This is a genomic window from Silvimonas iriomotensis (assembly GCF_014645535.1).
GTDB classification, from domain to species: domain Bacteria; phylum Pseudomonadota; class Gammaproteobacteria; order Burkholderiales; family Chitinibacteraceae; genus Silvimonas; species Silvimonas iriomotensis.
In genome coordinates, this window is the sequence record NZ_BMLX01000003.1 from 561,247 (window position 1) to 584,743 (window position 23,497).

The window sequence follows — 23,497 nt, forward strand, 5'->3', positions numbered from 1 at the left end:
GCATAAGCGCCGGGCGAACTTACTGGCCCTGGTCACTGTCCTGGCGAGGGCTGATCAAACCCCGCGCCTGCAGTTCTTCCCGCACCAGTTTGTCGATGCGCGGTGCCAGGAGTTCTTCCAGCGCGGTGCCGACCTGATCAATCAACTGCGTCAGCGCTTCGCCATACAACGTTTGCATCATGTGCGCGAAGTGACGTCGCGTCAGTTGTTCCACTTCAGTCGAAATATCCACAGCCAGATGCGCCGCGACGCTGGCGGTCATTTCAATAATGGCCGATTCATCCAGTTGCGGGGCCGGTGCGGGCACCGCAGCCACCACCGGCTCGTGTACGACCGGTTCATCCGGCTCCACCACGCTGTCGGCCGGGCCGGCGGGCAGAGCAAGTTCGGTCACCGAGTTGCCAATATGTTCATGCAGGCCAGGCGTCGGCGCTTCATCGGCGGAATCTTCTTCCCGGAATTCATCCAGATTCAGTTCCAGTGGTGGCTCTTGCGTGCCATGCCAGTCCAGCGTGATGGTGGCGTGCTCTTCTTCTGGCAGGGCGGCCGGAGTTTGCGGCGCCACGGCCACTGGTTCTAACACAGGTTCCGGGACGTGTTCCGCTACCGGTTCCGGCACAGGTTCCACGGTAGGCGCGGGGGCTTCGACAAAACCGGCGCCGGCAGAGGCAGCCAGGGTTTCGGCGTCCGCCGCAGCCTCAGGCTGGTCTGACCACCACGGCGATACGGGCGACCAGTCTTCTTCTCCGGCGTCGCTTGCGGTGACTTCTGCTACTTCAATCGGCGGCGGCGGTTGATCTGCGCCGGTCTCGGCCGCGCTGGCGACATACAGATCATAAGGATCGGTGGTTTCTTCCCAGTGCAGCGTGGTGATGTCGTCGCTGTCTTCAGCGGTATCGGCCACGGTAGCTTGCAGTTCCGGGATGTCATCGGCCGCGTGCGCCAGTTCCAGCGCTTCGCTTTCGCTATCCATGCCGGGCACGAGCGTTGGTGCGTGTTCTTCTGCCGCAGCTTCTGCCGGGGCAGGCGCTTCATCGGCCACGGGCTCAATGGTGAGATCGTGCGAAGGCCCGAACGGCGCGCGCTCACGCAGCAGGGATTCCAGATCAAGCAGCGGCAAATCCAGGAATTCCGGCTCGGCCTTGCGCACCGCTACCACCGGCATGGGCGAGGGCGGGGCAGGCGGGGGCGGCGCCAGGAATTCGTGCGGATCGAACATCAGCGAGCCGGCCGGCGCAGTGCTGGCCATCTCGGTCAACACCGGGATCGGGGCTTCTTCTTCGGCAATATCAGTCAGCACCGGCAGGACTTCGTTGTCCTTGTGGCCGGGGCCGCGATGGCGCGCCAGCAGCGCATCCATTTTGGTGAACAGCGGGCTGAGGCTTTTTTCTTCTTCCTGGCTCACGCCGTGTCTCCGCCAGAGCGCTGGCGGGCCAGCTCCAGCATATCAATGGCCACGGGCTTGATGCCCAGTGCTTGCCAGCCGCGCCAGCGTTCGCGGGCGGCCAGTCGTTGTTCTTCGTCCTGCGGGACAATCTCGATAATCCGGTCGTGCCCGGCCACCTCGCTGATCACCTCACCCGTCCAGTTGAACAGTACCTGGCGGGGTGACAGCAATTGGGCGCGGCAATCGAGCACCACCGGCGTTTGCGCCGCGATCTCATCGCTGGCGCGGCAGTGCGGCAGAAAACCGGTCTGCGGGGTGTCCCACAGCAAACGATCCAGACGCGCCACCTCGGCCTCGCTGGCAGCGAGGACCGAGACAGCGCATTGTTGCGCCACGGCCTTGCCCACGAGCTGGGCCAGCGCCTGCTCGCGGTTTTTCACATTGAAATAGAAAGTGACTTCGGCCATGAATGCTTCGGGATCTGGATCAACCGGTTAGTTTACCGCAACTACGGCTTACTTCTTCTTGGTGGCCTTGGCAGCGCGCTGGCTCAGGAACTCCACCAGCAACGGCACCGGACGACCGGTCGCGCCCTTGGCCGCGCCAGACTTCCATGCAGTACCGGCGATGTCCATGTGCGCCCAGTTGGTATCTTTCACAAAGCGCGACAGGAACACGGCAGCCGTGATCGAACCACCCGGACGGCCACCAATGTTGGCCATGTCGGCAAAGTTGGACTTCAACTGTTCCTGGTAGTCATCCCACAGCGGCATGCGCCAGGCTTTGTCACCGGTCGTCGCGGCGGCGCCCAGCAGTTGCTCGGCCAGCTTTTCATCATTGGCGTACAGGCCGGTCGCGATATGGCCCAGCGCAATCACGCAGGCGCCGGTCAGCGTGGCGATATCAATGATGGTTTCCGGCTCGAAACGCGCCGCGTAGGTCAGGGCGTCACACAGGATCAGACGGCCTTCGGCATCGGTGTTCAGCACTTCAACAGTCTGGCCCGACATGGTGGTCAGTACGTCGCCCGGCTTGTAGGCGTTACCGGCCGGCATGTTTTCGCAGGTCGCGATCACGCCCACCACATTGATCGGCAGCTTGAGCGCGGTCAGGGCCTTGAATACGCCCAGCACGGTGGCAGCACCGCACATGTCGTATTTCATTTCGTCCATGCCTTCGCCCGGCTTGAGCGAGATACCGCCGGAGTCAAAGGTGATGCCCTTGCCTACCAGCACAACCGGCTTGCCCTTGCCACCCTTGTATTCCAGGGTGATCAGCTTGGGCGGCTGGGTAGAACCCTTGGCCACGGCCAGGAACGAGCCCATGCCCAGCTTTTCCATGTCGGCGGCTTCCAGCACGTCGACCTTGATCCTGGCAGCCTTGCCCAGCGCGACAGCTTGTTCAGCCAGGTAAGTCGGGGTGCAGACGTTGCCCGGTGCATTGCCCAGATCACGCGTGAAGTTGATGCCATGACCAATGGCCAGACCCTGGTTCAGGCCGGCTTGTGCGTCTTCCAGATCGCCCTTCTTGCTGACGGCGATGGAGATGCCGGTGAGCGCGCTCACAGGTTCCGGTTTGGATTTGAACTCATCAAAACGATAGCCTTCAAAAACCGACGCTTGTGCGATCACGGCTGCGGCAGTCTGGATATCCAGTGCTTTGCCCACGGCCAGCAGCAAATGGTTGCCGGCACTGGCGCCCTTGCCCGCAACTGCGGCCTTGGCGGCAGCGCTGGCGGCAGTACGCAGGGCGGCTTGATCCGGGTTGTCGCCGGTCTGCACCAGAATCACGCGGCGCAACTGGCCGTCGATCGTGGCGTGGGTGCTGGCAATACTGCCCGGTTTCTCGCCCACCTCGCCCGCAGCAACCAATGCCGACAGCACGCCGCCGGCGGCGCTGTCGAGCTTGTTCAGACCGTTCGCCAGCTTCTTGCCGGTGACCGGCAAAAGCAGTGTCTGGGCGGTGTCTTTTTCGGGGGGGGTGAGATTAATGTTATATTCCATGTTGCTGGCCTCCGTTGCGCTGATGTGTGCAACTTATCTATTGTTGGTGCGAGCCCTTATGGGGCTTGAGTTTGTTGGTGAACAACCGCATTTGCATGCAGAATGCATGACCAGAGCGCGGATTGTTTGCTTAAGGCTCGCGTGATTATTTCCTGTCCCCCCTTATAAGTCAAAAACGCATGCTCTTTCGCAAGACCCTGATTCAGGAAATGACGTGGGTAGCCATGGCAGTCTTTGCCGTGCTGCTGCTTCTTGTCATGACCACCCAGGTCGTGCGCTTGCTGGGCCAGGCCGCCATCGGCGCGCTGGCCTCTTCCGCCGTGTGGGCCATGATGGGCTTTGCGGCGGTGCGCTACCTGCCCATCTTGATGTCGTTGATGTTGTTTGTGTCCGTGCTGGCCTGTATGACGCGGCTGTGGCGCGAAAACGAGATGGTGATCTGGTTTGCCAGCGGCCGCTCTATCCGCAATTTCATCGCCCCGGTGCTGGAGTTCTCCGTCCCGGTGGTGATCCTCATTGGCGTGCTCTCGCTGGTGGTTTCGCCGTGGGCGCTGAAAAAAGGCAACGAATTCCGCGAGAAATCCATGTCGCGCCAGGAAGTCACCCAGGTGGCGCCAGGCGTGTTCCGTGAGTCTCCCTCGGCCGACCGTGTGTATTTTGTCGAGAACTTCACCAATCAGACCAACGCCGGTAACAACGTCTTTGTGCAGATGAAGAAAGACAAGAGCATCTCGATCATCATGGCCGAGAAGGGCGGGATGTTCCTGGATGCCAATGGCGAGCGCTGGCTGTGGCTGGGCAAGGGCCGCTCTTACCAGGGCGAGCCGGGCAAGATTGAATACGATTCGGTGACTTTCGATCACGCGCAACTGCGCATCGAGACGTCGGACCGTCCCGCTACCAGCCCCAGTACGCAAGCGACGGCCACGCTCGATTTGCTGGGCACCGATGACGCCGAGAAAAATGCTGAAATCGCCTGGCGTCTGTCTTTGCCGGTGTCGGCGCTGATCCTGACGCTGGCGGCCATTCCTCTGGCCTTCTTCAATCCGCGCGGCGGCCGGGCGCTGAACCTTGTGGTCGCAGTGTTCCTGTACTTTGTGTACTACAGCATGGTCAACATCATGCAGGCCTGGGTGGCCGACGGCAAAGTGCCGATGTGGATCAATATGTGGCCGTTGCACGTGTTTGCGGCGATCTGCGTGTTTGGCCTTTATGTCTGGCGTAGCAACAGCCGGAGCGTGTCATGACGAAAATCCTGGCGCGTTACCTGTTCAAGCAGTTGACGGTGTTTATCCTGTTCACGCTGATTGGTCTGTTGGGCCTGTACAACTTTTTTGACCTGATTGGCGAACTGGGCGATCTGGGCAAAGGCGGCTACAGCCTGACCGATGCGTTGATCTACGTGTTCCTGCAAACGCCATCCAACGCTTACAACCTGATGCCGATTGCCGTGCTGATCGGCGGCATCTTTGCATTGTCTACGCTGGCCGGTAATGCGGAACTGACGGTCATGCGGGCGGCTGGCGTGTCGGTCAAGCGCCTGTTGTTCTGGCTGCTCAGCATCGGCGTGTTGTATGGCTCGATCACCTTGCTGCTGGGCGAATACGTCGCCCCGGTCGCCAAGCAGGCGGCCAACCAGCACCGGCTGGCGGCGACCAAGGCCATGCTGGTCGGGGAGTTCCGTTCCGGCGTGTGGGTCAAGGATGGTCACCAGATCGTCAATATTTCTGAAATGCTGCCTGACCTGACCATTCTGGGTATCCGGATTTACGAATTCGGTGACAAGATGGTGCTCAACCGCATTCTGGATGGCACCCAGGGCAAGTACAAAGGCCATGGCCAGTGGGAACTGGAAAGCGCCGCCGAAACGAAATTTGCCCCCGATGAAGCCGGCGTCACCATGAAGCGCTCCGCCACTGGCGTGTGGGATACCTCCATCACGCCGGAAATGCTGGCCGTGTTGCTGGTCGAGCCCTCGCAGATGTCGGGCCGTGCGCTCTACAGCTACATTGATCACTTGCGCCGCAACAACCAGAAAACCTCGCGCTATGAACTGGCCCTGTGGGGCAAGCTGTTCTATCCGCTGGCCTGTTTGTCGATGATTGTCATTGCCTTGCCATTTGCGCAGCAGCAACGCCGCAGTGGCAACGTGGGTGCGCGTTTGTTTGCCGGTATTCTGGTCGGGCTGGCGTTCCACTTCCTGAACCAGGTGGTGGTCTACCTGGGCGAATTGCGCGGCTGGCCGCCGGCACTGGTGGTGTCGATTCCCACCATGTTTTTCCTCTTTATCGCGATTGTCATGTTGTGGCGACAAGAGCGGCGTTAATGTAAAGCAGCGTGCGTCCCCGAGCCTGCACGCTGTTTTTGCATTGGCGGTAGTGAACCTCAACTTTGTATAACGGAAACCCGCATGCATGTACTGCTGACTGGTGGCGCCGGTTATATCGGCTCGCACACGTATATCGAACTGCTGGCGGCTGGTTTTACGCCGGTCATTTTTGACAACTTCTGCAACGCCAAGCCGGAAGTCATCAAGCGCCTGGAAACCATCACCGGCCAGCCGGTGGCCTGGGTGGAAGGCGATATTCGTGATCGCAAGGCGCTGGACGAAGCCTTTGCACGCTGGCCGATCGGGGCGGTGGTGCATTTCGCCGGGCTCAAAGCCGTCGGCGAGTCGGTGCAAAAGCCGATTGAGTATTACGACAACAACTTTGTAGGCACGGTGCGCCTGCTGGAAGCCATGAAGGCCGCTGGCGTGAAGCAGCTGGTGTTTTCGTCCTCCGCTACCGTGTATGGCGATCCGCACGCCGTGCCGATCAAGGAAGACTTCCCGCTGTCTGCGACCAATCCGTATGGCCGCTCCAAGCTGATGATCGAAGACATGCTGCGTGATCTGTATCGTTCTGATCAGTCCTGGCATCTGGCATTGCTGCGCTATTTCAACCCGGCTGGCGCGCATGAATCCGGCCTGATTGGTGAAGACCCGCAAGGCGTGCCCAACAACCTGATCCCGTTCGTGGCGCAAGTGGCCGTAGGCAAGCGCGAGAAGCTCTCGGTGTTTGGCCATGACTACAACACGCCGGATGGCACCGGGGTGCGTGATTACATCCACGTGGTTGATCTGGCCGTGGGCCACGTCAAAGCGCTGCAAAAACTGGCGCAAGGCCCGGGCACGGTCACGGTGAATCTGGGCACTGGCATCGGTTATTCGGTGCTCGACATGATCAAGGCGTTCGAAAAAGCCAGCGGCAAGACCATTGCCTATCAACTGGTGGATCGCCGCCCTGGCGATATCGCCGCCTGCTACGCTGACCCGGCGTCTGCCAAGGCCCAGCTGGGCTGGACAGCAGAGAAGTCGCTGGAAGACATGTGTGTGGATTCCTGGCGCTGGCAAAGCAGCAACCCCAACGGGTTTGCCTGAACCGTAAAACCGTTACAGCCCTGGTTGCCCTTATCAAATACAATGGGCCTGTTTTACGAACAACCCGCGTCGGATAACGCGGGTTGTTGCTTATGGGCCCTGCAACAACTGCGCGAACCATGTATTCAGCCACTTTCATCTTTGCCAAAAAGCAGTATGACGCCGAGTTCGACCGCCTTGATGCGGCGATCATGCAGGCGGCTGCCTCTGACCCGGACTTTGCCGGCCAGGACACCTGGGAGAACGCAGCCAAAGGACAAACCTGCGTGGTGTATTACTGGCACAGTCTGGAAGGGCTGCAGCGGCTGATGAAGCACCCGGATCACCTCACGGCCAAGCAGAACTATCAGACCTGGTATCAGGGCTATCACGTGATCGTGGCCGAAATCATGCGCAGCTACGGCGACAACGCCTTTGCACACCCCGTACCGGTGGGGATCAAGCACTGATGGATCGCAAGCTGGCGTCCAACATCCTGGCGCTCTATGTGGTGAAGGGGCTGCAGTACGTGATCTCCTTTGTCACCTTTCCGTTTCTGACCCACGTGTTGCAGGCGCAGGCGTTTGGCGCCATGAATTACGCCGCGTCGGTGATCCAGTACGGCATCCTGTTCACTGACTTCGGGTTTGACCTGTCGGCCACGCGAGAGATCGCCGTCTCACGCGATGACCCCAAAAAGATCGCCGCCATTTTCTGGCGCACCATGGTGGCCAAGAGCGCGCTGATGCTGATTTCCATCAGCCTGCTGGTGGTGGCCACGGCCCTCGTGCCGGACTGGCGCGTACTGGCGCCGGTGTTCTTGTTTTCCCTGACCAATGTGATCGCTTCCGTGGCGTTTCCGACCTGGTATTTCCAGGGCATGGAAGAGTTGCGCATTGCCTCGATCATCAGCGTGCTGGCCCGCGCGTTGCTGCTGGGTTTCTTGTTGCTGCTGATCAAGAGCCCGGCGGATGTGAATCTGGCCGTGGTGCTGCAAGGCGCGCCCATGATCCTGGCCGGCCTGTTCTGGTGGTTCAGCCAGTGGGGCTTGCCCCGTCCGGCCTGGGTCAAGCCGACCAAAGCCGATATCCGCGTATCGCTGGTCAATAGCTGGCCGTTCTTTCTCTCCGCCCTCTCAACCAGCCTGTACACCACGGCCACGACCACACTGGTGGGCCTGTATGCCGGTGTGCTGCAGGTGGGCTATTTTGCCGCCGCCAATAAATTGCTGGTCAATGTGCAGGGTTTGATTTCGCTGCTGGTGCAGGCCACTTACCCGCGTATTGCCCAACTGGCCCATAACGACAAACCCGCCGCCGTACGCATGATCCGCAAGGCCATGCTGGTGCAGGGCGGCGCGGGTGTGGTCCTCACTCTGATCTTGCTGGTGGGCGCGCCCTGGCTGATGCCATTCCTGGCCGGCCATGATCTGGCTGCAGCCAGCCCGGTCATGATGTGGCTGGCGCCGATTGTGCTGTTGAGCGCCTTCAGTTATGTGTTTGGCATGCAGTCCTTGCTGCCGTTTGGCCAGGAACGCTACTTCAGCCGCGTGCTGATTGTGGCCGGCATCATCAACGTCGCCGGCCTGCTGTTGTTCTTGCCAGGGCATGGTGCCGTGCGTGCCGCGCAAGTGGTGTTGCTGGTTGAAACGTGGATTGTGCTGGCATTCTGGTGGCGTGCCCGGCGTGTACTCAAAGAGGCCGCCGCATGAACGCGCCACTGATCAGCATTGTCCTGCCGTGCTACAACAGCGCCGCGTTTTTGCAGGAAACGCTTGATTCATTGTCGGCGCAAACGCTGGCGGACTTTGAATGCATTGCCATTGATGACGGATCGTCAGACAACACCTTGGCCATCTTGCAGGCGCATGCCGCGCGTGATGCGCGTTTCAGCATCATCAGCCGTGAAAACCGTGGCCTGATCGCCACGCTGAATGAAGGCATTGCCCTTGCCCGTGGCGCCTGGCTGGCGCGCATGGATGCAGACGATCTGGCCGAGCCGCAACGTCTGCAAATCCAGCTTGATACCCTGAATGCCACGGGTGCCGACGTGTGCGGCACCTGGGTGCAGTTTTTCGGCGAGCGGTCCGGCGTATGGCAAACGCCGCTGGACGACGCCGCCATCAAGCTGCAATTACTGTTTAATGTGGCGTTCGCCCACCCCAGTGTCATGGCGCGTACCGAGGTGTTGCGGCAAGTGCCCTACGATGCCGCCGCGACGCATGCGGAAGACTATGCGCTGTGGTGTGCGCTGGCCGCGCGTGGCGCGCGCTTTGTCAACGTGGCGCAACCGTTGCTGCGTTACCGTTGCCACGCCGGCCAGATTACGCAAACCAGGCGCGATGCGCTGCGGCAGACGGCGCAGCGCATCCGCGCCAGCTACGCGCCATCGCTGTTGCCGGCAGGCTTGCAAAGCCAGGCGGCCTTGTTTGCCGAATACGCCGAGCCTGGCCGCACGCTGACGGGGGCAGAGTTCGCCGCGTATGCCGACATGCTGCTGGCGATTCATGCTGCGCATCCGGGGGGTGTCAGCGTGCTGGGGCTGGCCTGGCTGGAAGGCTGGCAGCGCACGGTGGCGTCGGCACAGACCCTGGCGGTCGCCCGCCGGCTGCAGGCCGTGTTGCCGGTGCCGGAGGGGTACGCGGCGCTTTATCGAAAACAATGGTTCAAACACCGTCTTGGGCGCGGATTGCTGGGTGTGCTGCGACGGCTGACGGGTAGAACATGAAAATCACTTTTTTCCTGCGTGGGTTAGGTCTGGGCGGTGTGGAGCGTTGTGCCGCGCTGGTCGGCGAAGGGCTGGCCGAGCGCGGTTTTGACGTCACCCTGGTCACCCTGGGCGATGCCACCAACTTGTGGCAAGAACGCACGCGCCGCGTCAAGGTCGTCGATCTGTCGCAAACCTGGAACGGGCGCAAGCCGTGGACCTGGCTGGCCGGCTGGCGTGCTACCCGGCAACTGGCGCGTGAGGCGGATATCGTCGTTGCGGCCACCTTCCTGATGCCGCTGTACATGACCTGGGCCGCCACCCGCGGCCTGCGCAAACGCGTGCTGGCCTGGGTGCATGGCCCGCTGGCTGATGTCGATGCCAGCGCGCACATGAACCCCATTCACCGCCTGGCTTGCCAGAGTATTTACCGGCGCATTGGCGAGGCCGTGTTTGTGTCCAGGCACGCGCGTGAATCCATGAGCAAATGGCTGGGCGAACCCATCGCACGGGGCTGGGAAGTCATTCCCAATTTTGTCGAGAACATCGAGCCACGGCCGCCGCGTTACCCGGGAAACCCGGTGCGACTTTTGTTTGTGGGCCGCATTGACGTGGAAAAACAGCCCACGCTGTGGCTGGATACCTTGTCGGCCCTGGTGTCGCGCGGGCAACTGGCCCGGCTGACCGTGCTGGGCGACGGCCCCTTGCGCGCGCATCTGCAATCGCAGGCAGAACAACGCGGCCTTGCCAGCCTGATCGAATTCATGGGCACCCGGCACGATGTGGCCGACTTTATGCACCGCGCCGATTTTCTGCTGCTGACCTCCTGGTTTGAAGGGTGTCCGCTAGTGGTGCTGGAAGCCATGAAAGCAGGCTTGCCGGTGGTGACCACGCCCGCTGGCGGCGTGGTTGAACTGTTTGGCGAATACGCCCCCGATTACGTGGCCGAAGCTGCCACCGGCGCCGCGCTGGCCGACCGCATTCTGACCCAGGTGCCGCGCCACCCCGCGCTGGCCGGGCAACTGCGCTTGCGGGCGTATGACTATGACAAGAACGTGTTGCTCGATCGCTGGGCCGCGCTACTCGGTAGCCCGGTAACCATCCCTGCGCGGCACACCCTGGGGCAGGAGCAGAACCGGTGAACGCAGATGTGACACAGCGCAACCGCATTGCGCTGCTGATTCCGCACTTCAATAACCCGCAAGGCATGTGCGAATCGCTGGCCTCGGTGGGGGAGCAAGAACAGGTTGATGCCTGGGTCGTCGATGATGGCAGCGTGCGCCAGCCACTGGATGAAGCCGCCTGCCGCGCTGCATGGCGTGCCCAGGGGCAATTGCACTTTGTGTATCTGCCGCAGAACCAGGGTATTGAATACGCGCTGAACACCGGTCTGGCCGGCATTCAGGCCGCCGGGCACTATGATTACGTCGCCCGCCTGGATTGCGCGGATCTGAACATGCCGGACCGCTGTACCCGCCAGGCGGCTTATCTGGATGCTCACCCGGACGTTTACCTCTTGGGTAGCGCGGTGGTGTTTTTTGATGAAACGGGTGATCGCTTTACCTTGCGCCAGCCGCAAACGCATGAAGAAATCGTGCGGCAGATGCATGTCGACAACGCGTTTACCCATCCGGCGGTCATGTTCCGCATGACAGGTGTTGCGGCACTGGGCGACTATCCGGTCGATTGCAAGGCGGCGGAAGACTTTGCCTACTTCTGGAAATTTGTCGCGCGCTATCGCACGGCTAATCTGCCAGATGTCCTTGTCCGGACTGAATACACCACGGCCGGGATTTCGCTCAGCCGCCGGCGCCGCCAGCAGTGGTCACGCTTCAAGGTATTGCTGCGCCATGTTGATGCTTCGCCACGATCCTGGCTGATGCTGCTCAAGCCGCTGGTGTGGCTGGTTGTGCCCTTTGGCGTCGCCCGCCAGGTCAAGCAATGGCTGGGCGTGAAAAGCTGGTCGTGAAAGCCGGACGTTGAATGAACAAAACCGTTTGACGCTAATCGTAAAGAAACCGGGTGGCCCGGATGGCGGCCTGGATACTCATAACAGACTTGTATTTGAAGATGGATCAAACCCAGAACCGCGTCGTTTGCCTGATTCCGCACTACAACAATCCGCAAGGACTGGTGCGCTCGCTGGCCTCGTTCGGCCGCGATGAACAGGTGGATGTGCTGGTCGTTGACGACGGCAGCACGCGCGCGCCGGTTGACGAGCGGGCCGCCCGTGAGGCGTTTGTGGCGCAAGGGGCGTTGCGCTTTTTGCATCTGCCGCAAAACCGCGGGATCGAGCACGCGCTCAATAGCGGCCTGTCCTGGATTGAAGCGCGCGGCTATGAGCTGATTGCGCGGCTGGATTGCGGTGACACCAACGTGCCAGACCGCTTTGCGCGCCAGGTAGCGTATCTGGATGTGCATCCCAAGGTCATGCTGCTGGGCGGTGCTGCCAGCATGGTCGACCAGACCGGCACAGAACAATTTGTACTGTGTCACCCGACGGCCCATGCTGCGATCACCCGGGCCATGCGCCGCAATTCTGCGTTTATCCACCCGGCCGTGATGTTCCGTTCTGCGGCGCTCGCGCGCACCGGGCATTACCCGCTGGATGCACCGGCGGCGGAAGACTACGCCCTGTTCTGGTCTTTTGTGCTGCACTTTGAAGTAGCCAACCTGCCCGACGTGCTGATCCACTACGAGCTTGATCCGGGTGGCATTTCATTATCAAAACGCCAACGCCAGATCAAAAGCCGGCTGGCGCTGCAATGGCAACATAAAGACGCCAGCGCGGCCGCCTGGCTGGGCATGGCGCGGTCTGCGCTGATGCTGGCGCTGCCGTATCAGCTGGTATTCAAACTCAAATCACAACTCAGACGAGGGAAGGGCGCATGAGCCATATTGCCCACGTCGTGGAATCTTTTGGCGCCGGCACCTTGTCGATGGTGACGGCCATGGCCAACCGCCAGATTGCCGATCGCCACCGGGTGACGGTCATTCACAGCCTGCGTGAAGAAACGCCGGCCAACTGGCGCGAACTGTTTGCCGATGGCATCGAGCTGATCCAGCTGCCGATGACCCGCGCGATTTCGCCGCTGGCCGATTTCAGGGCCGGCCGCATGCTGCATGACACGCTCAAGTCGCTCAAGCCGGATGTCGTGCATCTGCATTCAAGCAAGGCCGGTGCGCTGGGCCGGATTCTGAGCTGGGTGTACCGCGGGCCGAAGTGGTTTTTCTCGCCGCATGGTCTGTCGTTTTTGCAGCGGGCTGAAGGCCGGTTGAAGAACACGATCTTTTTGATGATCGAAAAACTGCTGGCCGGCTCGCCAGTGACGTTCATTGCGTGCTCGCCGGGCGAGGCCAAAGAAATCCGCACGCATCTGTCCGGCAATGTGCGCGAAGTGCATAACGCGGTTGATCTGGCGGCCATCACGCCGGCCAAAGGCAATAACGGGCTGGTCCGCGTCGGCACGGTCGGCCGTGTGACGCTGGCGCGCAATCCGGAACTGTTTGCAGAGATCGCCGCTGCGCTGGGCAAGCCGGGCGAGATCGAGTTTGTGTGGATCGGCGGCGGCGATGAATCCGGCGAAACCGCTCTGCGTGCCGCCAATGTGGCGATCACCGGCTGGGTGGATCGCAAGAGTGCGCTGGCCCGCATGGCTGAACTGGATATCTACATCCAGACCTCACGCTGGGAAGGCATGCCGGTGGCGGTGCTTGAAGCCATGGGCGCCGGCTTGCCGGTGATTGCCACCAACGTGATCGGCAACCGTGATCTGGTGCAGGACGGCGACAACGGCTATCTGGCCAACAGCGCCACCGACTTCACAGCAAGGCTGGCCTTGCTGGCGCAAGACAAGCATGCTCGCGTGGCGCTGGGGGGGCGCGCGCGGCAATTTGTACAAGAAAACTACTCGCTGGAGGTCATGATGACTGCGCTGTACGCAGCGTACGGCATCGCCCCGGCGGCAGAGACGGAGAATCCCTCGACTTATGGCGCTTAAACACGAAAGGCCCGAGCGCGCCAAGATCTGGCTGGCGCTGGCTGACTTCATGGCTTTGGCGATTGCATTTGGTGTGGCCATGCTGCTGTTGTGGATCTTCCGCTATCAGCGCATCAGTGCCAGTTTTGATTTGTGGTGGGCGTGGGAAGGCCGGCAACAGGGCTGGGCCTTTTTGTTGCTGGCGCTGCTGACGGTCACCAACTTCTGGTGGCGCGGCCATTACAGCTTGCGTTTGCCGTTCTGGGATCAGTTGCTGGATATCCTGCGCGCGCTGCTGCTGGCCGGGCTGTTGAACGGCATGCTGGTCTTGCTGGGCAAGTTCACCGTGTCGCGTTTCTTGTGGCCGGTTTCCTGGGGTGTGGCGATGTTGCTGCTGCCCTGGTTTCGTGGCGTGGCCAAGGGCCTGTTGCTCAAGCTCAATATCTGGCAACTGCCCACGGTGATTGTCGGCACGGGCGAGAACGCCACAGCGGCCTATTGCGCCATGAAGAGCGAGCGGCAACTGGGGTTTCGTATCGAGGCCTTTTTGTCGGTCAGCGAGCACGGCGCAGAGACGATTGAGCTCAATGGCGAAACACTGCCGGTGATCACCATCGAGCGTGAAGGCCTGATGAACTGGCTCAATGCCAACGAGCGGCCGCATGTGGTGGTGGCGGTTGATGAGGAAGAACTCAAGGCGCTTTCCAACCAGATCGAGCAGCTGACCTTGCGCTACAAGGACATCCACATTATTCCGCCGGTGGCCGGTTTGCCGCTGTTCGGGGTGGTGCCTTACCACTTCTTCAGCCATGAAGTGCTGCTGTTGCGGGTGCGCAATAACCTGACGGTGCGCACGCTGATGTGGATGAAGCGGGTATTTGACCTTACCGGCGCGCTGGTTGGCCTGGTGTTGCTCTCGCCGGTGTTGCTGTACCTGATGTGGCAGGTCAAGCGCCAGGGTGGCCCGGGCAGCGTGTTCTTCGGGCATATGCGGGTGGGTATGAACGGCAAGCCGTTCAAGTGCTGGAAATTTCGCACCATGGTGCACAACAGCCAGGAAGTGCTGGAACACCTGCTGGCCACCGACCCGCAAGCGCGCGCCGAATGGGACAAGGATTTCAAGCTCAGGAACGATCCGCGCATTACGCCGATCGGCCATTTCCTGCGCCGTACCAGCCTTGATGAAATCCCCCAGTTGTGGAACGTCATCAAGGGGGAGATGAGCCTTGTCGGCCCGCGCCCCATCATTGATGAAGAGCTGGAACGCTATGGCGACAAGGTGGATTTCTACCTGGAAGCGCGCCCGGGCCTGACCGGCCTGTGGCAGGTATCCGGTCGCAATGACACCACCTATGATGAGCGTGTGGCGCTGGACGCCTGGTACGTGAAGAACTGGAACCTGTGGTACGACATCGCCATTATCTGCAAGACCATCCGCAGTGTGACGGGTGGCCACGGCGCCTATTGAACCCGGTGCCAGGAGACAGACTGTCGCGTTTGTAGTGGTTTTCCCCGGTGCCACTGTTTGATGGATAGCCCGGCCAGGATGGCGGGGCTATACTCGGCGCTGGAGATTCAAACAATCGTTTAAAACCATTCAATACCTGGATTTGCAGGGAGTCAGCATGTCTACTTTGGCCGAGCAGTTCAAAACCGCGCAGGAAGAGGTCGTTCAGCTTAACGATGCACCGGATGTCCAGACCAAACTGAAGCTGTACGCGCTGTTCAAGCAATCGTCTGATGGCGATGTCAGCGGCGATCGTCCGTCCGCCATCAACTTTGTGGCGCAAGCCAAATACGATGCCTGGGCCAAACTCAAGGGCCTGACCAGCGACGAAGCCATGACACAGTATGTGGCGCTGGTGGAAGAACTGAAAAAGAACGACAGCTAAGTCGTGCTTCATTCGTGAAAAGGCCGGTTTCCCCGGCCTTTTGTCTCTCTGTTTTCCGGAAAACCCCCATGAGCACATCCATTGCCGAAATGACCGGCCTGCAAATCCTGCAAGCCATGGCTGCGGGCAAATTGCCTGCGCCCTCCATTACCCAGACCATGCCGATGTCGATGGAAGAAGCGGCAGAAGGCTATGTGAAGTTCACGGCGCGCGCTGATGAGCGCCATCTGAACCCGCTGGGGGGCGTGCATGGCGGCTTTGCAGCCACCGTACTCGACTCTGTCACCGCTTGCGCCGTGCACACCACGCTGGAAGCGGGCGTGGGCTATAGCACGGTTGATCTGAACGTGAAGATGGTCAAACCGGTGCCGCGCAACGAGACCCTGGTGGCAGAAGGCCGCGTGCTGCATGTCTCGCGCACGATCGCGGTTTCGGAAGGCAGCATCCGCAATGCCGAAGGCGTATTGCTGGCGCACGCGACGGCGACCTGCGTGATCATCCGTCGCTAAGCGGGCGGAGCCGTCAGGAGGCCTGGCGGCTGGTCTTGAACATCGAGAACAGCACGCCGGCCACCAGCAAGCCAAAGGTGACTGACAGCGACAGCACCGACGGCACTTTCACCCCGGCATACACCAGCCCGATTTTCACGCCGATAAAGATCAGCACCAGTGCCAGGGCGTATTTCAGGTACACAAAGCGGTGCACCATGCCGGCCAGCGCAAAGTACAGCGCGCGCAGCCCCAGAATGGCAAAGATGTTGGACGTGTAGACCACGAACGGGTCTTGCGTGATCGCGAAAATGGCCGGGATGCTATCCACGGCAAAGATCAGATCGGCGCCTTCCACCATTAGCAGGGCCAGCAGCAAGGGCGTGGCCCAGCGGCCGGCGGTTAGACCATGCTTGCTGCCCTCGATCACAAAGTGGTTCTCGTACAAACGCGGCGTCAAGCGCAGGTGGGTCTTGAGGTAACGGAACAGCTTGCTGTCTTCCAGCGTTTCTTCTTTTTCTTTGGCAAACAGCATCTTGAACCCGGTAAAGACCAGGAACAGGCCGAAAAACAGCAGCAGCCAGGCAAACTCATGCACCAGGGCCGCGCCAAGGCCGATCATGATCGCCCGCATGACCAGCGCACCCAGAATCCCCCAGAACAGCACGCGGTGCTGATACAGCCGCGGGATGGCCAGGCTGGTGAAAATCATGGAAATGACAAAGACGTTATCCATGGAGAGGGATTTTTCGACCAGAAAGCCGGTGAAGAAATCCATGCCGTCTTTGGGCCCGCGTGAGTACCACACCCAGCCGCCGAACAAGAGGCCGGCACAAATATAGAACGCGGATAGCTTCAGGCTGTCGCGTATGGTGATTTCCTTGTCGTGCTTGTGCAGCACACCAAGGTCAAACACCAGCAGCGCAATCACGACGATGGCAAAGATGCCCCAATTGAATAAATCGCTCACAAAGAACTCCCCCTGCGGTTGGGCTGTTGGTACTGTATTGTTTTGAGTCTGGACGACAGCCACGCTGTCGCCATCGACAGATACTTGCTACCCACAATAGTTCCATGCTGATTGATAGTCATATCCATCTGGATGCACCAGAGTTTGATGCCGACCGTGACGAGGTTGTGGCCCGGTCACGCGCTGCCGGGATCACGCGCTGGGTGGTGCCAGCCATCACCGTCGCGACCTTCGCCAAAACGCGCGACATGTTGCGCCATGACGGCGTGAGCGTGGCGTACGGCCTGCACCCTATCTATATCGACCAGCATCGTGACGAACACATTGCAGAGCTGGCCACATGGCTGGCGCGCGAACAACCCGTTGCCGTCGGCGAAATTGGTCTCGATTTCTTTGTAGAAGGTCTGGATGCCGCCCGACAGGTGGCGATGTTTGAAGCCCAGCTGAAACTGGCGCGCGATTTTGACCTGCCGGTGATTGTGCATATCCGCCGCTCACAGGATCAGGTGCTCAAATACCTGCGCAAATGGAAAGTGCGCGGCGGCATTGCCCACGCCTTCAATGGCAGCCGGCAGCAGGCCGACGAGTTTCTCAAGCTGGGGTTCAAGCTGGGATTTGGCGGGGCGATGACGTATTCGGGCTCATTACGCATTCGCAAACTGGCGGCAGAATTGCCACTGGACGCCATCGTGCTGGAAACGGATGCGCCGGATATCCCGCCCGCCTGGCTGGATGGCGGCCGCAATGAGCCGGTGCAAATGGCCACGTACCTGCAAGTGCTGGCCGAGTTGCGCGCCGATACGGCAGAGAACATTGCCCGGGCAACACTAGCCAACACACTGGCGGCGCTACCCAGGCTGACTGCCTGAGCGGCTCAGACCCGTTTACACGCCCAGCGTGCGGCGGACGTCATCGAGCGTACCTGCCACCACGGCACGGACGCGCTCGCTGCCCTGGCGCAACAGGTCGCGCACTTCATCGGGCTTGCTGGCCAGCGCGTTGCGGCGTTCGCGGATCGGCTCCAGTGCTTGCTGCAGGCACGCTTCCAGGTGGTGGCGGATCACCACATCCGACAAACCGCCACGACGGTATTTGGATTTCAGATCATCCAGAAAATGGATGTCGGTCTCGAAAGCATCCAGGAAAAAGAACACTTCGTTGTGGTCCACATCGCCCGGGGCGCGGGCATTGGCGCGGGTCGGGTCAGTGATCAGGGCGTGGACGGCGGCGTGGATGTCATCCGGGTTGGCCGACAGCGGCAGCGCATGGGCCATCGAGTCCATCGCGACGCGGTTGCGGGCTTGCGCAGCCAGCACCGGCAGGGCCTCGACCAGGATCTCTGCGCCAGCGCGCTGGTTGATCGAACGCACCAGCGCGTTGCCGTGTTCGACCAGCGCGGCCTGGTGCGGATCAGCCGTGGGGACAAGACGGGTTTTCAGCGCGGTGATATCGGCCACGCCATGCGCGGCAGCCGGCTCATCCAGTTGCAGGGTTCTGGCGCAGAAGCGGGCGTAGCAATCGGCCAGTTCTTGCAGTTCTGGCACTTGCGATTGCACGAAGATGGTGCTGCGCTGCGGATCAATGCCAATGGCAAGGTAATCCAGGGCGACATCCAGCACATGGGCGTCACCGGTGCGGGCATCGGCCAGCATCACAAACTGGCGATGCTTGTCTTGCCAGGCCAGGCGCTGACGCAGGTTGCGCACGTAATGACCCAGACCCAGCGGGCCGGTTGCCTTGTCGCCTGTCAGCAGAATCTGGTTGGGTGGAATAACCGTCATGATTGTCGCTCCTGCGGTGTCTTGTTGTTAGCCGCGTTGTGTTGAAGCGCCGATTCAGGAAACGGTGAGGGGAACCCTCAGAATGACCAAAGCCGCCTGAATCGGCGGCTTCGTATAGTCGAGTGAATACGGGTGGCCGCCGGTTAAGTGCGATACCACCAATAAAATCGTGCAACAGAAAGGTGCGTGGATTGCGTATTCATGCGATCACTATGCCCTGGATCAAAAACGTTTGCCAAGCGGTATTTTTTACAGCGCAGCCCCGACCGCATGCGGCCGGGCACAGACGGGGCAGGCCGGATCCTTGCGGTAGCGCATCTCGCGCCAGCTCAACTGGCGGGCATCCAGTAACAGCAAACGCCCGACGAGCGGTGTGCCGATGCCGGCAAGCAGCTTGAGGGCTTCGGCGGCCTGCGCCGTGCCGATCATGCCGGTCAAGGGGGCGAATACGCCAAACGTGGCGCAAGGACTATCGCTGGCATCGCCTTCTTCGCCAAACAGGCAGTGATAGCACGGCGCGCTGTCCTGGCGCGCGTCAAACGTGGTCAGCTGACCATCAAAGCTGACCGCCGCACCGGAAACCAGCGGCACGCGCGCCGCCACGCAGGCGCGGTTGATGGCGTGCCGGGTGGCAAAGTTGTCAGAACAATCCAGCACCACATCCGATGCCTCTACCAGCGCCTGCAGGCGCGCTCCGGAAAGACGCTCTTGCAGTGGTTCAATGCGGATTTCCGGGTTGATGGCCGCCAGGGTTTGCGCGGCAGACTGCGCCTTGTTGATGCCGATGCGGCTCTGGTCATGCACGATCTGCCGTTGCAGATTGGTCAGATCAACCGTATCCGCGTCGGCAATGGTCAGGGTGCCGACGCCTGCCGCTGCCAGATACAAGGCTGCCGGCGCGCCCAGACCGCCCGCGCCCACAATCAGCACGCGGGCTGAGGCAATGCGCGTCTGGCCTTCAACGCCAATGTCATCAAGCAGGATGTGCCGGCTATAGCGCAGCAACTGGTCATCATTGAGGTCGGCTGGGGCGGTGGCGGGGCTGGAGGTGGTCATGAGGCAATCAAAAAACGGGGCAGATGCCCCGTTGATAGTGAAATCGGTCAGGCGCGCGGGGCGCTAGAGGTACCGTCGCAATTCTTCGGGGGTGTCGTCATGATCGCCATGCAGGTGATGTTCCCAGGCTTTGACGTACACCTCACGCGATTTGATCGGGTGTTCCGGGATTTCCATATTATCGCGCTGAACGTCTTCGGTGTAATGGATCAGTGCACGCTTGATCTTCTGCAGAATGCTGCCATCCAGATGAAACCCGCCGGTTTGCAGCCAGGTTTCCAGTTCAAGCAGCGTGTGTTCCATCACATCGTAATGTACGGTGACGCGGCGTTCAGCTGCGTGGGGCTGCACGACCACGCCGGGCAACCGGCCCAGCATGCGTGCAGCCTGCACAGCCTGATCGACGGGCAGGGCGTTAAAGACGATCTCGTGCGTCTTGTGACGTTCTGACGGGATGTGAGCGGACGGCATTGCAGGCGTTCCATGGCAATCCTCATGCATCAAGCATAGGCGCCTCGCCGGCGCTTTGCATCCGCATCGGTGCAAACGGCATATGCTTAGACCGCTTTCAAAGAAAAACCCCGCCAGAAGCGGGGTTTTGCGGAGCTTGCGGTACTGCCGGTGTCACTTTGCTGCAACGGGCGCCGAAGCGGCAGGCGCCGCAGCCTTGTTTTGCAGCAGCTGTTGCACCTTGAGCACGTTAAGACCCTGCTGCAGCTGGTAGTCGTACTTGCTGACCAGTTGACGCGGGTTGTTGTCGGCATCGGCATCGCTGGCGTTGATCTTTTGCGGCTTGATCTGCGGTGCGTCATTGAGCTTGATGGCCGGGGTGGTCGCCGGGTCTTTCGGCTTGGCCTTGCCCGCGTCCTTGTCGGTCGGGTTATCCAGATGGTGTTCCAGATCAGACTCGTGCACTTCCAGCGCGGAAAAGTCGCCACGGCCGGCCACAGTGGCTTCTGCCACCTCGATATCCGGGGTGATGCCCTTGGCCTGGATGGAACGGCCATTCGGCGTGAAGTAACGCGCGGTAGTGATCTTCAGCGCAGAGGTCGCGTCGATCGGCAGCACGGTTTGCACCGAACCCTTGCCGAACGATTGCGTGCCAACCACGAGGGCGCGCTTGTGATCCTGCAGGGCGCCAGAGACGATCTCGGAAGCCGACGCGGTACCACCGTTGATCAGGATCACGATCGGGACGTTCTTCACTTCCTTCGGTACGTTCTGGAAGTAATCCGCCTTGGCATCTTCACGCATGTAATTGGCGCGATCCGCCGTCAGGCGCACCTTGGAATCCGCCGTGCGGCCTTCGGTGTACACCACCAGATCGCCCTTGGGCAGGAAGGCAGCAGACACACCGACCGCAGAGGTCAACAGCCCACCCGGGTTGTTACGCAGATCCAGCACCAGACCCTTGAGCGGGCCCTTGTTCTGCTTGTACAGATCGGTCAGCGCGGAGGCCAGGTTCTCGGTGGTACGTTCCTGGAACTGGGTGATGCGGATATAACCGTAACCCGGCTCGGCCAGTTGCGACTTCACGCTTTGCACCTTGATGATGGCGCGCTTGAGTTGCAGCACCATGGGCTTGGATTCGCCCTTGCGCAAAACAGTCAGCGTCACGGCGGTGCCGGCCTTGCCGCGCATCTTGGAGACCGCATCGTTGAGCGACATGCCCTGTACCTGGGTGTCGTCGATCTTGACGATGTAATCGCCCGGCTTCACGCCGGCCTTGAAGGCCGGGGTGTCTTCAATCGGGGAAACGACGCGCACAAGGCCGTCTTCCATGTTGACTTCCAGACCCAGGCCGCCGAACTCGCCCTGCGTGCTGACTTGCAGGTCCTTGAAGGCGTCGGCGTCCAGATAGTCAGAGTGCGGATCAAGGCCGGAGACCATGCCCTTGATGGCGTTGTCGATCAGCTTTTTGTCGCTGACGGGCTCAACATAGCTTTGCTTGATCAGGCCAAACACGGTGGAAAACGCACGCAGTTCATCCACCGGCAGCGGGTTGCTGCTGGCTTCCTTGTCCGCCACGGCGTTAAACGAAAGACTCAGCGCGACACCAAGGCCCGCGCCAACAAGAACGAGTGCAATCTTCTGCATTTTGCTGGCCGGCTTATGTGCCGGTTTCTTCAGGCTGGGCATTCAATAGCTCCAAAAACGGGTGTTTGTGTCGTGTTTAACGTTGTATCCAGAAACCTGTGCACAAGCTTCTGTCTGGCTATCCGGCCCAGGAAAGCGGATCCAGCGGTTTACCGTGCTGGCGGATTTCGAAGTATACGCCCGAATCCCCCATGCCACCGCTGTTGCCACTGGTGGCGATGGTATCGCCAGCCTGGACCGTATCACCGACTTTCTTCAAAAGACTTTCATTGGCAGCGTAAAGGCTCATATAGCCGCCACCGTGATCAATAATCATCAGATTGCCAAAACCACGCAGCCAGTCGGCAAAGACAACACGGCCGGTGGCGACGGATTTGACCGGCAAGCCGCTGGCAGCGCGAATGAACACGCCTTTCCAGGTGGCGCCTTCTGCACGCTGGGCACCAAAGCGGCCGATGACCTCGCCCTTGAGCGGCAAGCGCATGCGCCCCTTGAGCGCAGCAAACTGCTGCCCGGACTGGCTGGCATCCGGCTCTTCGGTGTTCTGGCGTGTCACCTTGTCCTGCGCCGGTGCGGTATCCGGCACTGGCGTCGGGCTGGTTTGTGCGGTTGTGGATGAACCCTGGTTGACGTTATTGCCGGCCTGCTGCTGGGCCGTATTCTTGCTCTTGTTGCTGGCGGCGGCCTTCTTGCGGGCGGCCTCTTCACGCGCCAGGCGCTGGGCCTCGGCTTTCTTGCGCGCCGCTTCTTCCCGGGCGCGCTTGATTTCCTGCTGTTTGATAATGGCATCCAGCCGCGCAATCAGCGTGGTGATGCGTTTTTCATCTGCCTGCAATTTGCCGATCTGGTTGCGCTGGGTGCTGATCTGCTGCGACAGCGTATTGAGCACTTCCTGCTTTTCTTGCTGATCATTCACCAGTTGCGCTTTTTGGGCGGCTTTCTGCCGCGCAAGTTCCTGCAATTCGTCGTTTTTCTCGCGGATGCGGTCAGACACATCGTTGAGTTGATCCAGTTGCTGCTGCAGTTGTTGCGCCAGTTGCTGCTGCGCGGCGGTCAGATAACGGTACCAGGTCAGCTCGCGGCTGGTCTGGTTGGGGTCTTGTTCATTGAGTACCAGGCGCCAGGCTTCCAGCTCACGCGTGCGGTAACGGCTGTTCAACAGATCAGCCAGCCGTTTCTGGCTATCACGGATATTGCTGCGGGTGCTGGCGATATCGGCTTGCAGCCGTGCCAGTTGGGCCGTGGTCAATGCGCGCTGGCTGGAAAGATCATTGAGTACGCGATTGGCATCGGAAATGGCTTTTTCCGATTGCTGTAATGCATCAGCGGCGTCTTTGCGGTGCGATTCATTATTGGCCAGGTCTTTTTTCAGCTGGTCAATCTGGCCACGCAAATCCTTCAGCTCATCCTGCTTTTCTTTTTTGTCTGCATTGCTGACGGGCGCAGCAGGCGCAGCCGTGGCCAGGTGGGCTACAGCAGACAAAAGCAGCGTGGCGATAATCAGGCTACGGCTCGGCACGAGTCGGATCAGTTTCAGTGTTATGGGCCGTCTAAGGGCGAGTTGGCAGGCACGGCAACGAAGCCACAGCAAAGGTAACACGCTCTTTGCTGGCTGGATACGCACTTCTTGCCCGCAAGCGTACGCATTATTGCGTAGTGGTTTGTCTGACATGGCGCACAGGGCGCGTAAATGATGATGTTAGTGCAGGGGTATGCCGGCTGCAATTAACCGGCTTG

At 60.5% G+C, this 23,497-nt stretch carries 23 protein-coding genes; 14 read left to right on the plus strand and 9 right to left on the minus strand.

All coding sequences use genetic code 11. The annotated features are described in order from the left end of the window. Positions 1 to 19 precede the first annotated feature (19 nt). Genes IEX57_RS14025 through IEX57_RS14035 form a run of 3 tightly spaced genes read right to left on the minus strand, consistent with a single transcriptional unit; the run spans position 20 to position 3,390 of the window. Positions 20 to 1,405, minus strand: coding sequence for a hypothetical protein (locus IEX57_RS14025; RefSeq protein WP_188704968.1), 1,386 nt, complete (start codon positions 1,403 to 1,405; stop codon positions 20 to 22). Then, on the minus strand, positions 1,402 to 1,854 hold the full coding sequence (locus IEX57_RS14030; RefSeq protein WP_188704969.1) for a DNA polymerase III subunit chi: 453 nt from the start codon (positions 1,852 to 1,854) through the stop codon (positions 1,402 to 1,404). The genes IEX57_RS14025 and IEX57_RS14030 overlap by 4 nt, the downstream gene beginning before the upstream one ends. 48 nt (positions 1,855 to 1,902) lie before the next feature. Then, positions 1,903 to 3,390, minus strand: a complete 1,488-nt coding sequence (locus IEX57_RS14035; RefSeq protein WP_188704970.1) for a leucyl aminopeptidase — start codon at positions 3,388 to 3,390, stop codon at positions 1,903 to 1,905. A gap of 179 nt (positions 3,391 to 3,569) precedes the next feature. On the opposite strand from IEX57_RS14035, the gene lptF reads away from it, so the two are divergent. From lptF to IEX57_RS14100, 13 genes are all read left to right on the plus strand, one after another. Further along, a complete protein-coding gene (lptF, locus tag IEX57_RS14040; RefSeq protein WP_188704971.1) occupies positions 3,570 to 4,637 on the plus strand; it encodes an LPS export ABC transporter permease LptF in 1,068 nt (355 codons plus the stop codon). Then, the gene (gene lptG, locus IEX57_RS14045) at positions 4,634 to 5,716 is read left to right on the plus strand and encodes an LPS export ABC transporter permease LptG (protein ID WP_188704972.1); all 1,083 of its coding nucleotides are present in this window, start codon (positions 4,634 to 4,636) and stop codon (positions 5,714 to 5,716) included. Before lptF ends, lptG begins: the two co-directional genes overlap by 4 nt. A gap of 84 nt (positions 5,717 to 5,800) precedes the next feature. After that, entirely contained in the window at positions 5,801 to 6,811 is a 1,011-nt protein-coding gene (gene galE, locus IEX57_RS14050; RefSeq protein WP_188704973.1) for a UDP-glucose 4-epimerase GalE, read from the plus strand. Positions 6,812 to 6,930: 119 nt separating this feature from the next. Further along, positions 6,931 to 7,260: an antibiotic biosynthesis monooxygenase gene (locus IEX57_RS14055; protein WP_188704974.1), complete on the plus strand. Its 330-nt coding sequence runs from the start codon at positions 6,931 to 6,933 to the stop codon at positions 7,258 to 7,260. Beyond that, positions 7,260 to 8,501, plus strand: a complete 1,242-nt coding sequence (locus IEX57_RS14060) for an oligosaccharide flippase family protein (RefSeq protein WP_188704975.1) — start codon at positions 7,260 to 7,262, stop codon at positions 8,499 to 8,501. The genes IEX57_RS14055 and IEX57_RS14060 overlap by 1 nt, the downstream gene beginning before the upstream one ends. Then, positions 8,498 to 9,517, plus strand: coding sequence for a glycosyltransferase family 2 protein (locus IEX57_RS14065; protein ID WP_188704976.1), 1,020 nt, complete (start codon positions 8,498 to 8,500; stop codon positions 9,515 to 9,517). Before IEX57_RS14060 ends, IEX57_RS14065 begins: the two co-directional genes overlap by 4 nt. Beyond that, complete coding sequence (locus IEX57_RS14070; RefSeq protein ID WP_188704977.1) at positions 9,514 to 10,638, plus strand: glycosyltransferase; 1,125 nt, start codon at positions 9,514 to 9,516, stop codon at positions 10,636 to 10,638. Before IEX57_RS14065 ends, IEX57_RS14070 begins: the two co-directional genes overlap by 4 nt. Beyond that, positions 10,635 to 11,465, plus strand: a complete 831-nt coding sequence (locus tag IEX57_RS14075; protein ID WP_188704978.1) for a glycosyltransferase — start codon at positions 10,635 to 10,637, stop codon at positions 11,463 to 11,465. Before IEX57_RS14070 ends, IEX57_RS14075 begins: the two co-directional genes overlap by 4 nt. 101 nt (positions 11,466 to 11,566) lie before the next feature. Continuing rightward, the gene (locus tag IEX57_RS14080) at positions 11,567 to 12,388 is read left to right on the plus strand and encodes a glycosyltransferase (protein ID WP_188704979.1); all 822 of its coding nucleotides are present in this window, start codon (positions 11,567 to 11,569) and stop codon (positions 12,386 to 12,388) included. After that, positions 12,385 to 13,497, plus strand: a complete 1,113-nt coding sequence (locus IEX57_RS14085; RefSeq protein ID WP_188704980.1) for a glycosyltransferase — start codon at positions 12,385 to 12,387, stop codon at positions 13,495 to 13,497. The genes IEX57_RS14080 and IEX57_RS14085 overlap by 4 nt, the downstream gene beginning before the upstream one ends. Further along, positions 13,487 to 14,944: an undecaprenyl-phosphate galactose phosphotransferase WbaP gene (gene wbaP, locus IEX57_RS14090; protein ID WP_188704981.1), complete on the plus strand. Its 1,458-nt coding sequence runs from the start codon at positions 13,487 to 13,489 to the stop codon at positions 14,942 to 14,944. Before IEX57_RS14085 ends, wbaP begins: the two co-directional genes overlap by 11 nt. A 157-nt stretch (positions 14,945 to 15,101) precedes the next feature. Then, the gene (locus IEX57_RS14095; protein WP_188704982.1) at positions 15,102 to 15,368 is read left to right on the plus strand and encodes an acyl-CoA-binding protein; all 267 of its coding nucleotides are present in this window, start codon (positions 15,102 to 15,104) and stop codon (positions 15,366 to 15,368) included. Positions 15,369 to 15,436: 68 nt separating this feature from the next. Next, positions 15,437 to 15,877: a PaaI family thioesterase gene (locus IEX57_RS14100; protein ID WP_188704983.1), complete on the plus strand. Its 441-nt coding sequence runs from the start codon at positions 15,437 to 15,439 to the stop codon at positions 15,875 to 15,877. A 13-nt stretch (positions 15,878 to 15,890) separates the two neighbouring features. Here the strand turns inward: IEX57_RS14100 and IEX57_RS14105 are convergent, their stop codons facing one another. After that, on the minus strand, positions 15,891 to 16,826 hold the full coding sequence (locus IEX57_RS14105; protein ID WP_188704984.1) for a TerC family protein: 936 nt from the start codon (positions 16,824 to 16,826) through the stop codon (positions 15,891 to 15,893). A gap of 104 nt (positions 16,827 to 16,930) precedes the next feature. Between IEX57_RS14105 and IEX57_RS14110 the strand changes: the two genes are divergently transcribed. Beyond that, on the plus strand, positions 16,931 to 17,695 hold the full coding sequence (locus IEX57_RS14110) for a TatD family hydrolase (RefSeq protein ID WP_188704985.1): 765 nt from the start codon (positions 16,931 to 16,933) through the stop codon (positions 17,693 to 17,695). Between the two features lie 15 nt (positions 17,696 to 17,710). Here the strand turns inward: IEX57_RS14110 and IEX57_RS14115 are convergent, their stop codons facing one another. The 5 genes from IEX57_RS14115 to IEX57_RS14135 form a co-directional block, all read right to left on the minus strand. Then, the gene (locus tag IEX57_RS14115; RefSeq protein ID WP_188704986.1) at positions 17,711 to 18,607 is read right to left on the minus strand and encodes a tryptophan--tRNA ligase; all 897 of its coding nucleotides are present in this window, start codon (positions 18,605 to 18,607) and stop codon (positions 17,711 to 17,713) included. 249 nt (positions 18,608 to 18,856) lie between these two features. Next, entirely contained in the window at positions 18,857 to 19,663 is an 807-nt protein-coding gene (locus IEX57_RS14120) for a HesA/MoeB/ThiF family protein (protein WP_188704987.1), read from the minus strand. 63 nt (positions 19,664 to 19,726) lie between these two features. Then, a complete protein-coding gene (locus tag IEX57_RS14125; protein WP_188704988.1) occupies positions 19,727 to 20,134 on the minus strand; it encodes a hypothetical protein in 408 nt (135 codons plus the stop codon). A gap of 153 nt (positions 20,135 to 20,287) precedes the next feature. Then, complete coding sequence (locus IEX57_RS14130) at positions 20,288 to 21,760, minus strand: S41 family peptidase (RefSeq protein WP_188704989.1); 1,473 nt, start codon at positions 21,758 to 21,760, stop codon at positions 20,288 to 20,290. A 118-nt stretch (positions 21,761 to 21,878) separates the two neighbouring features. Beyond that, positions 21,879 to 23,279 (minus strand): murein hydrolase activator EnvC family protein, encoded by a 1,401-nt coding sequence (locus IEX57_RS14135; protein ID WP_188704990.1) that lies wholly within the window; start codon positions 23,277 to 23,279, stop codon positions 21,879 to 21,881. Between the last annotated feature and the right edge of the window lie 218 nt (positions 23,280 to 23,497).

Excerpts from the sequence above, each read along its gene's own strand:
- IEX57_RS14030 (WP_188704969.1), bottom strand. The coding sequence starts at position 1,854 with ATGGCCGAAGTCACTTTCTATTTCAATGTGAAAAACCGCGAGCAGGCG.
- IEX57_RS14035 (WP_188704970.1), bottom strand. The coding sequence starts at position 3,390 with ATGGAATATAACATTAATCTCACCCCCCCCGAAAAAGACACCGCCCAG.
- lptF (WP_188704971.1), top strand. The coding sequence starts at position 3,570 with ATGCTCTTTCGCAAGACCCTGATTCAGGAAATGACGTGGGTAGCCATG.
- lptG (WP_188704972.1), top strand. The coding sequence starts at position 4,634 with ATGACGAAAATCCTGGCGCGTTACCTGTTCAAGCAGTTGACGGTGTTT.
- galE (WP_188704973.1), top strand. The coding sequence starts at position 5,801 with ATGCATGTACTGCTGACTGGTGGCGCCGGTTATATCGGCTCGCACACG.
- IEX57_RS14055 (WP_188704974.1), top strand. The coding sequence starts at position 6,931 with ATGTATTCAGCCACTTTCATCTTTGCCAAAAAGCAGTATGACGCCGAG.
- IEX57_RS14060 (WP_188704975.1), top strand. The coding sequence starts at position 7,260 with ATGGATCGCAAGCTGGCGTCCAACATCCTGGCGCTCTATGTGGTGAAG.
- IEX57_RS14065 (WP_188704976.1), top strand. The coding sequence starts at position 8,498 with ATGAACGCGCCACTGATCAGCATTGTCCTGCCGTGCTACAACAGCGCC.
- IEX57_RS14070 (WP_188704977.1), top strand. The coding sequence starts at position 9,514 with ATGAAAATCACTTTTTTCCTGCGTGGGTTAGGTCTGGGCGGTGTGGAG.
- IEX57_RS14080 (WP_188704979.1), top strand. The coding sequence starts at position 11,567 with ATGGATCAAACCCAGAACCGCGTCGTTTGCCTGATTCCGCACTACAAC.
- IEX57_RS14085 (WP_188704980.1), top strand. The coding sequence starts at position 12,385 with ATGAGCCATATTGCCCACGTCGTGGAATCTTTTGGCGCCGGCACCTTG.
- wbaP (WP_188704981.1), top strand. The coding sequence starts at position 13,487 with ATGGCGCTTAAACACGAAAGGCCCGAGCGCGCCAAGATCTGGCTGGCG.
- IEX57_RS14095 (WP_188704982.1), top strand. The coding sequence starts at position 15,102 with ATGTCTACTTTGGCCGAGCAGTTCAAAACCGCGCAGGAAGAGGTCGTT.
- IEX57_RS14100 (WP_188704983.1), top strand. The coding sequence starts at position 15,437 with ATGAGCACATCCATTGCCGAAATGACCGGCCTGCAAATCCTGCAAGCC.
- IEX57_RS14110 (WP_188704985.1), top strand. The coding sequence starts at position 16,931 with ATGCTGATTGATAGTCATATCCATCTGGATGCACCAGAGTTTGATGCC.
- IEX57_RS14115 (WP_188704986.1), bottom strand. The coding sequence starts at position 18,607 with ATGACGGTTATTCCACCCAACCAGATTCTGCTGACAGGCGACAAGGCA.
- IEX57_RS14120 (WP_188704987.1), bottom strand. The coding sequence starts at position 19,663 with ATGACCACCTCCAGCCCCGCCACCGCCCCAGCCGACCTCAATGATGAC.
- IEX57_RS14125 (WP_188704988.1), bottom strand. The coding sequence starts at position 20,134 with ATGCCGTCCGCTCACATCCCGTCAGAACGTCACAAGACGCACGAGATC.
- IEX57_RS14130 (WP_188704989.1), bottom strand. The coding sequence starts at position 21,760 with ATGCAGAAGATTGCACTCGTTCTTGTTGGCGCGGGCCTTGGTGTCGCG.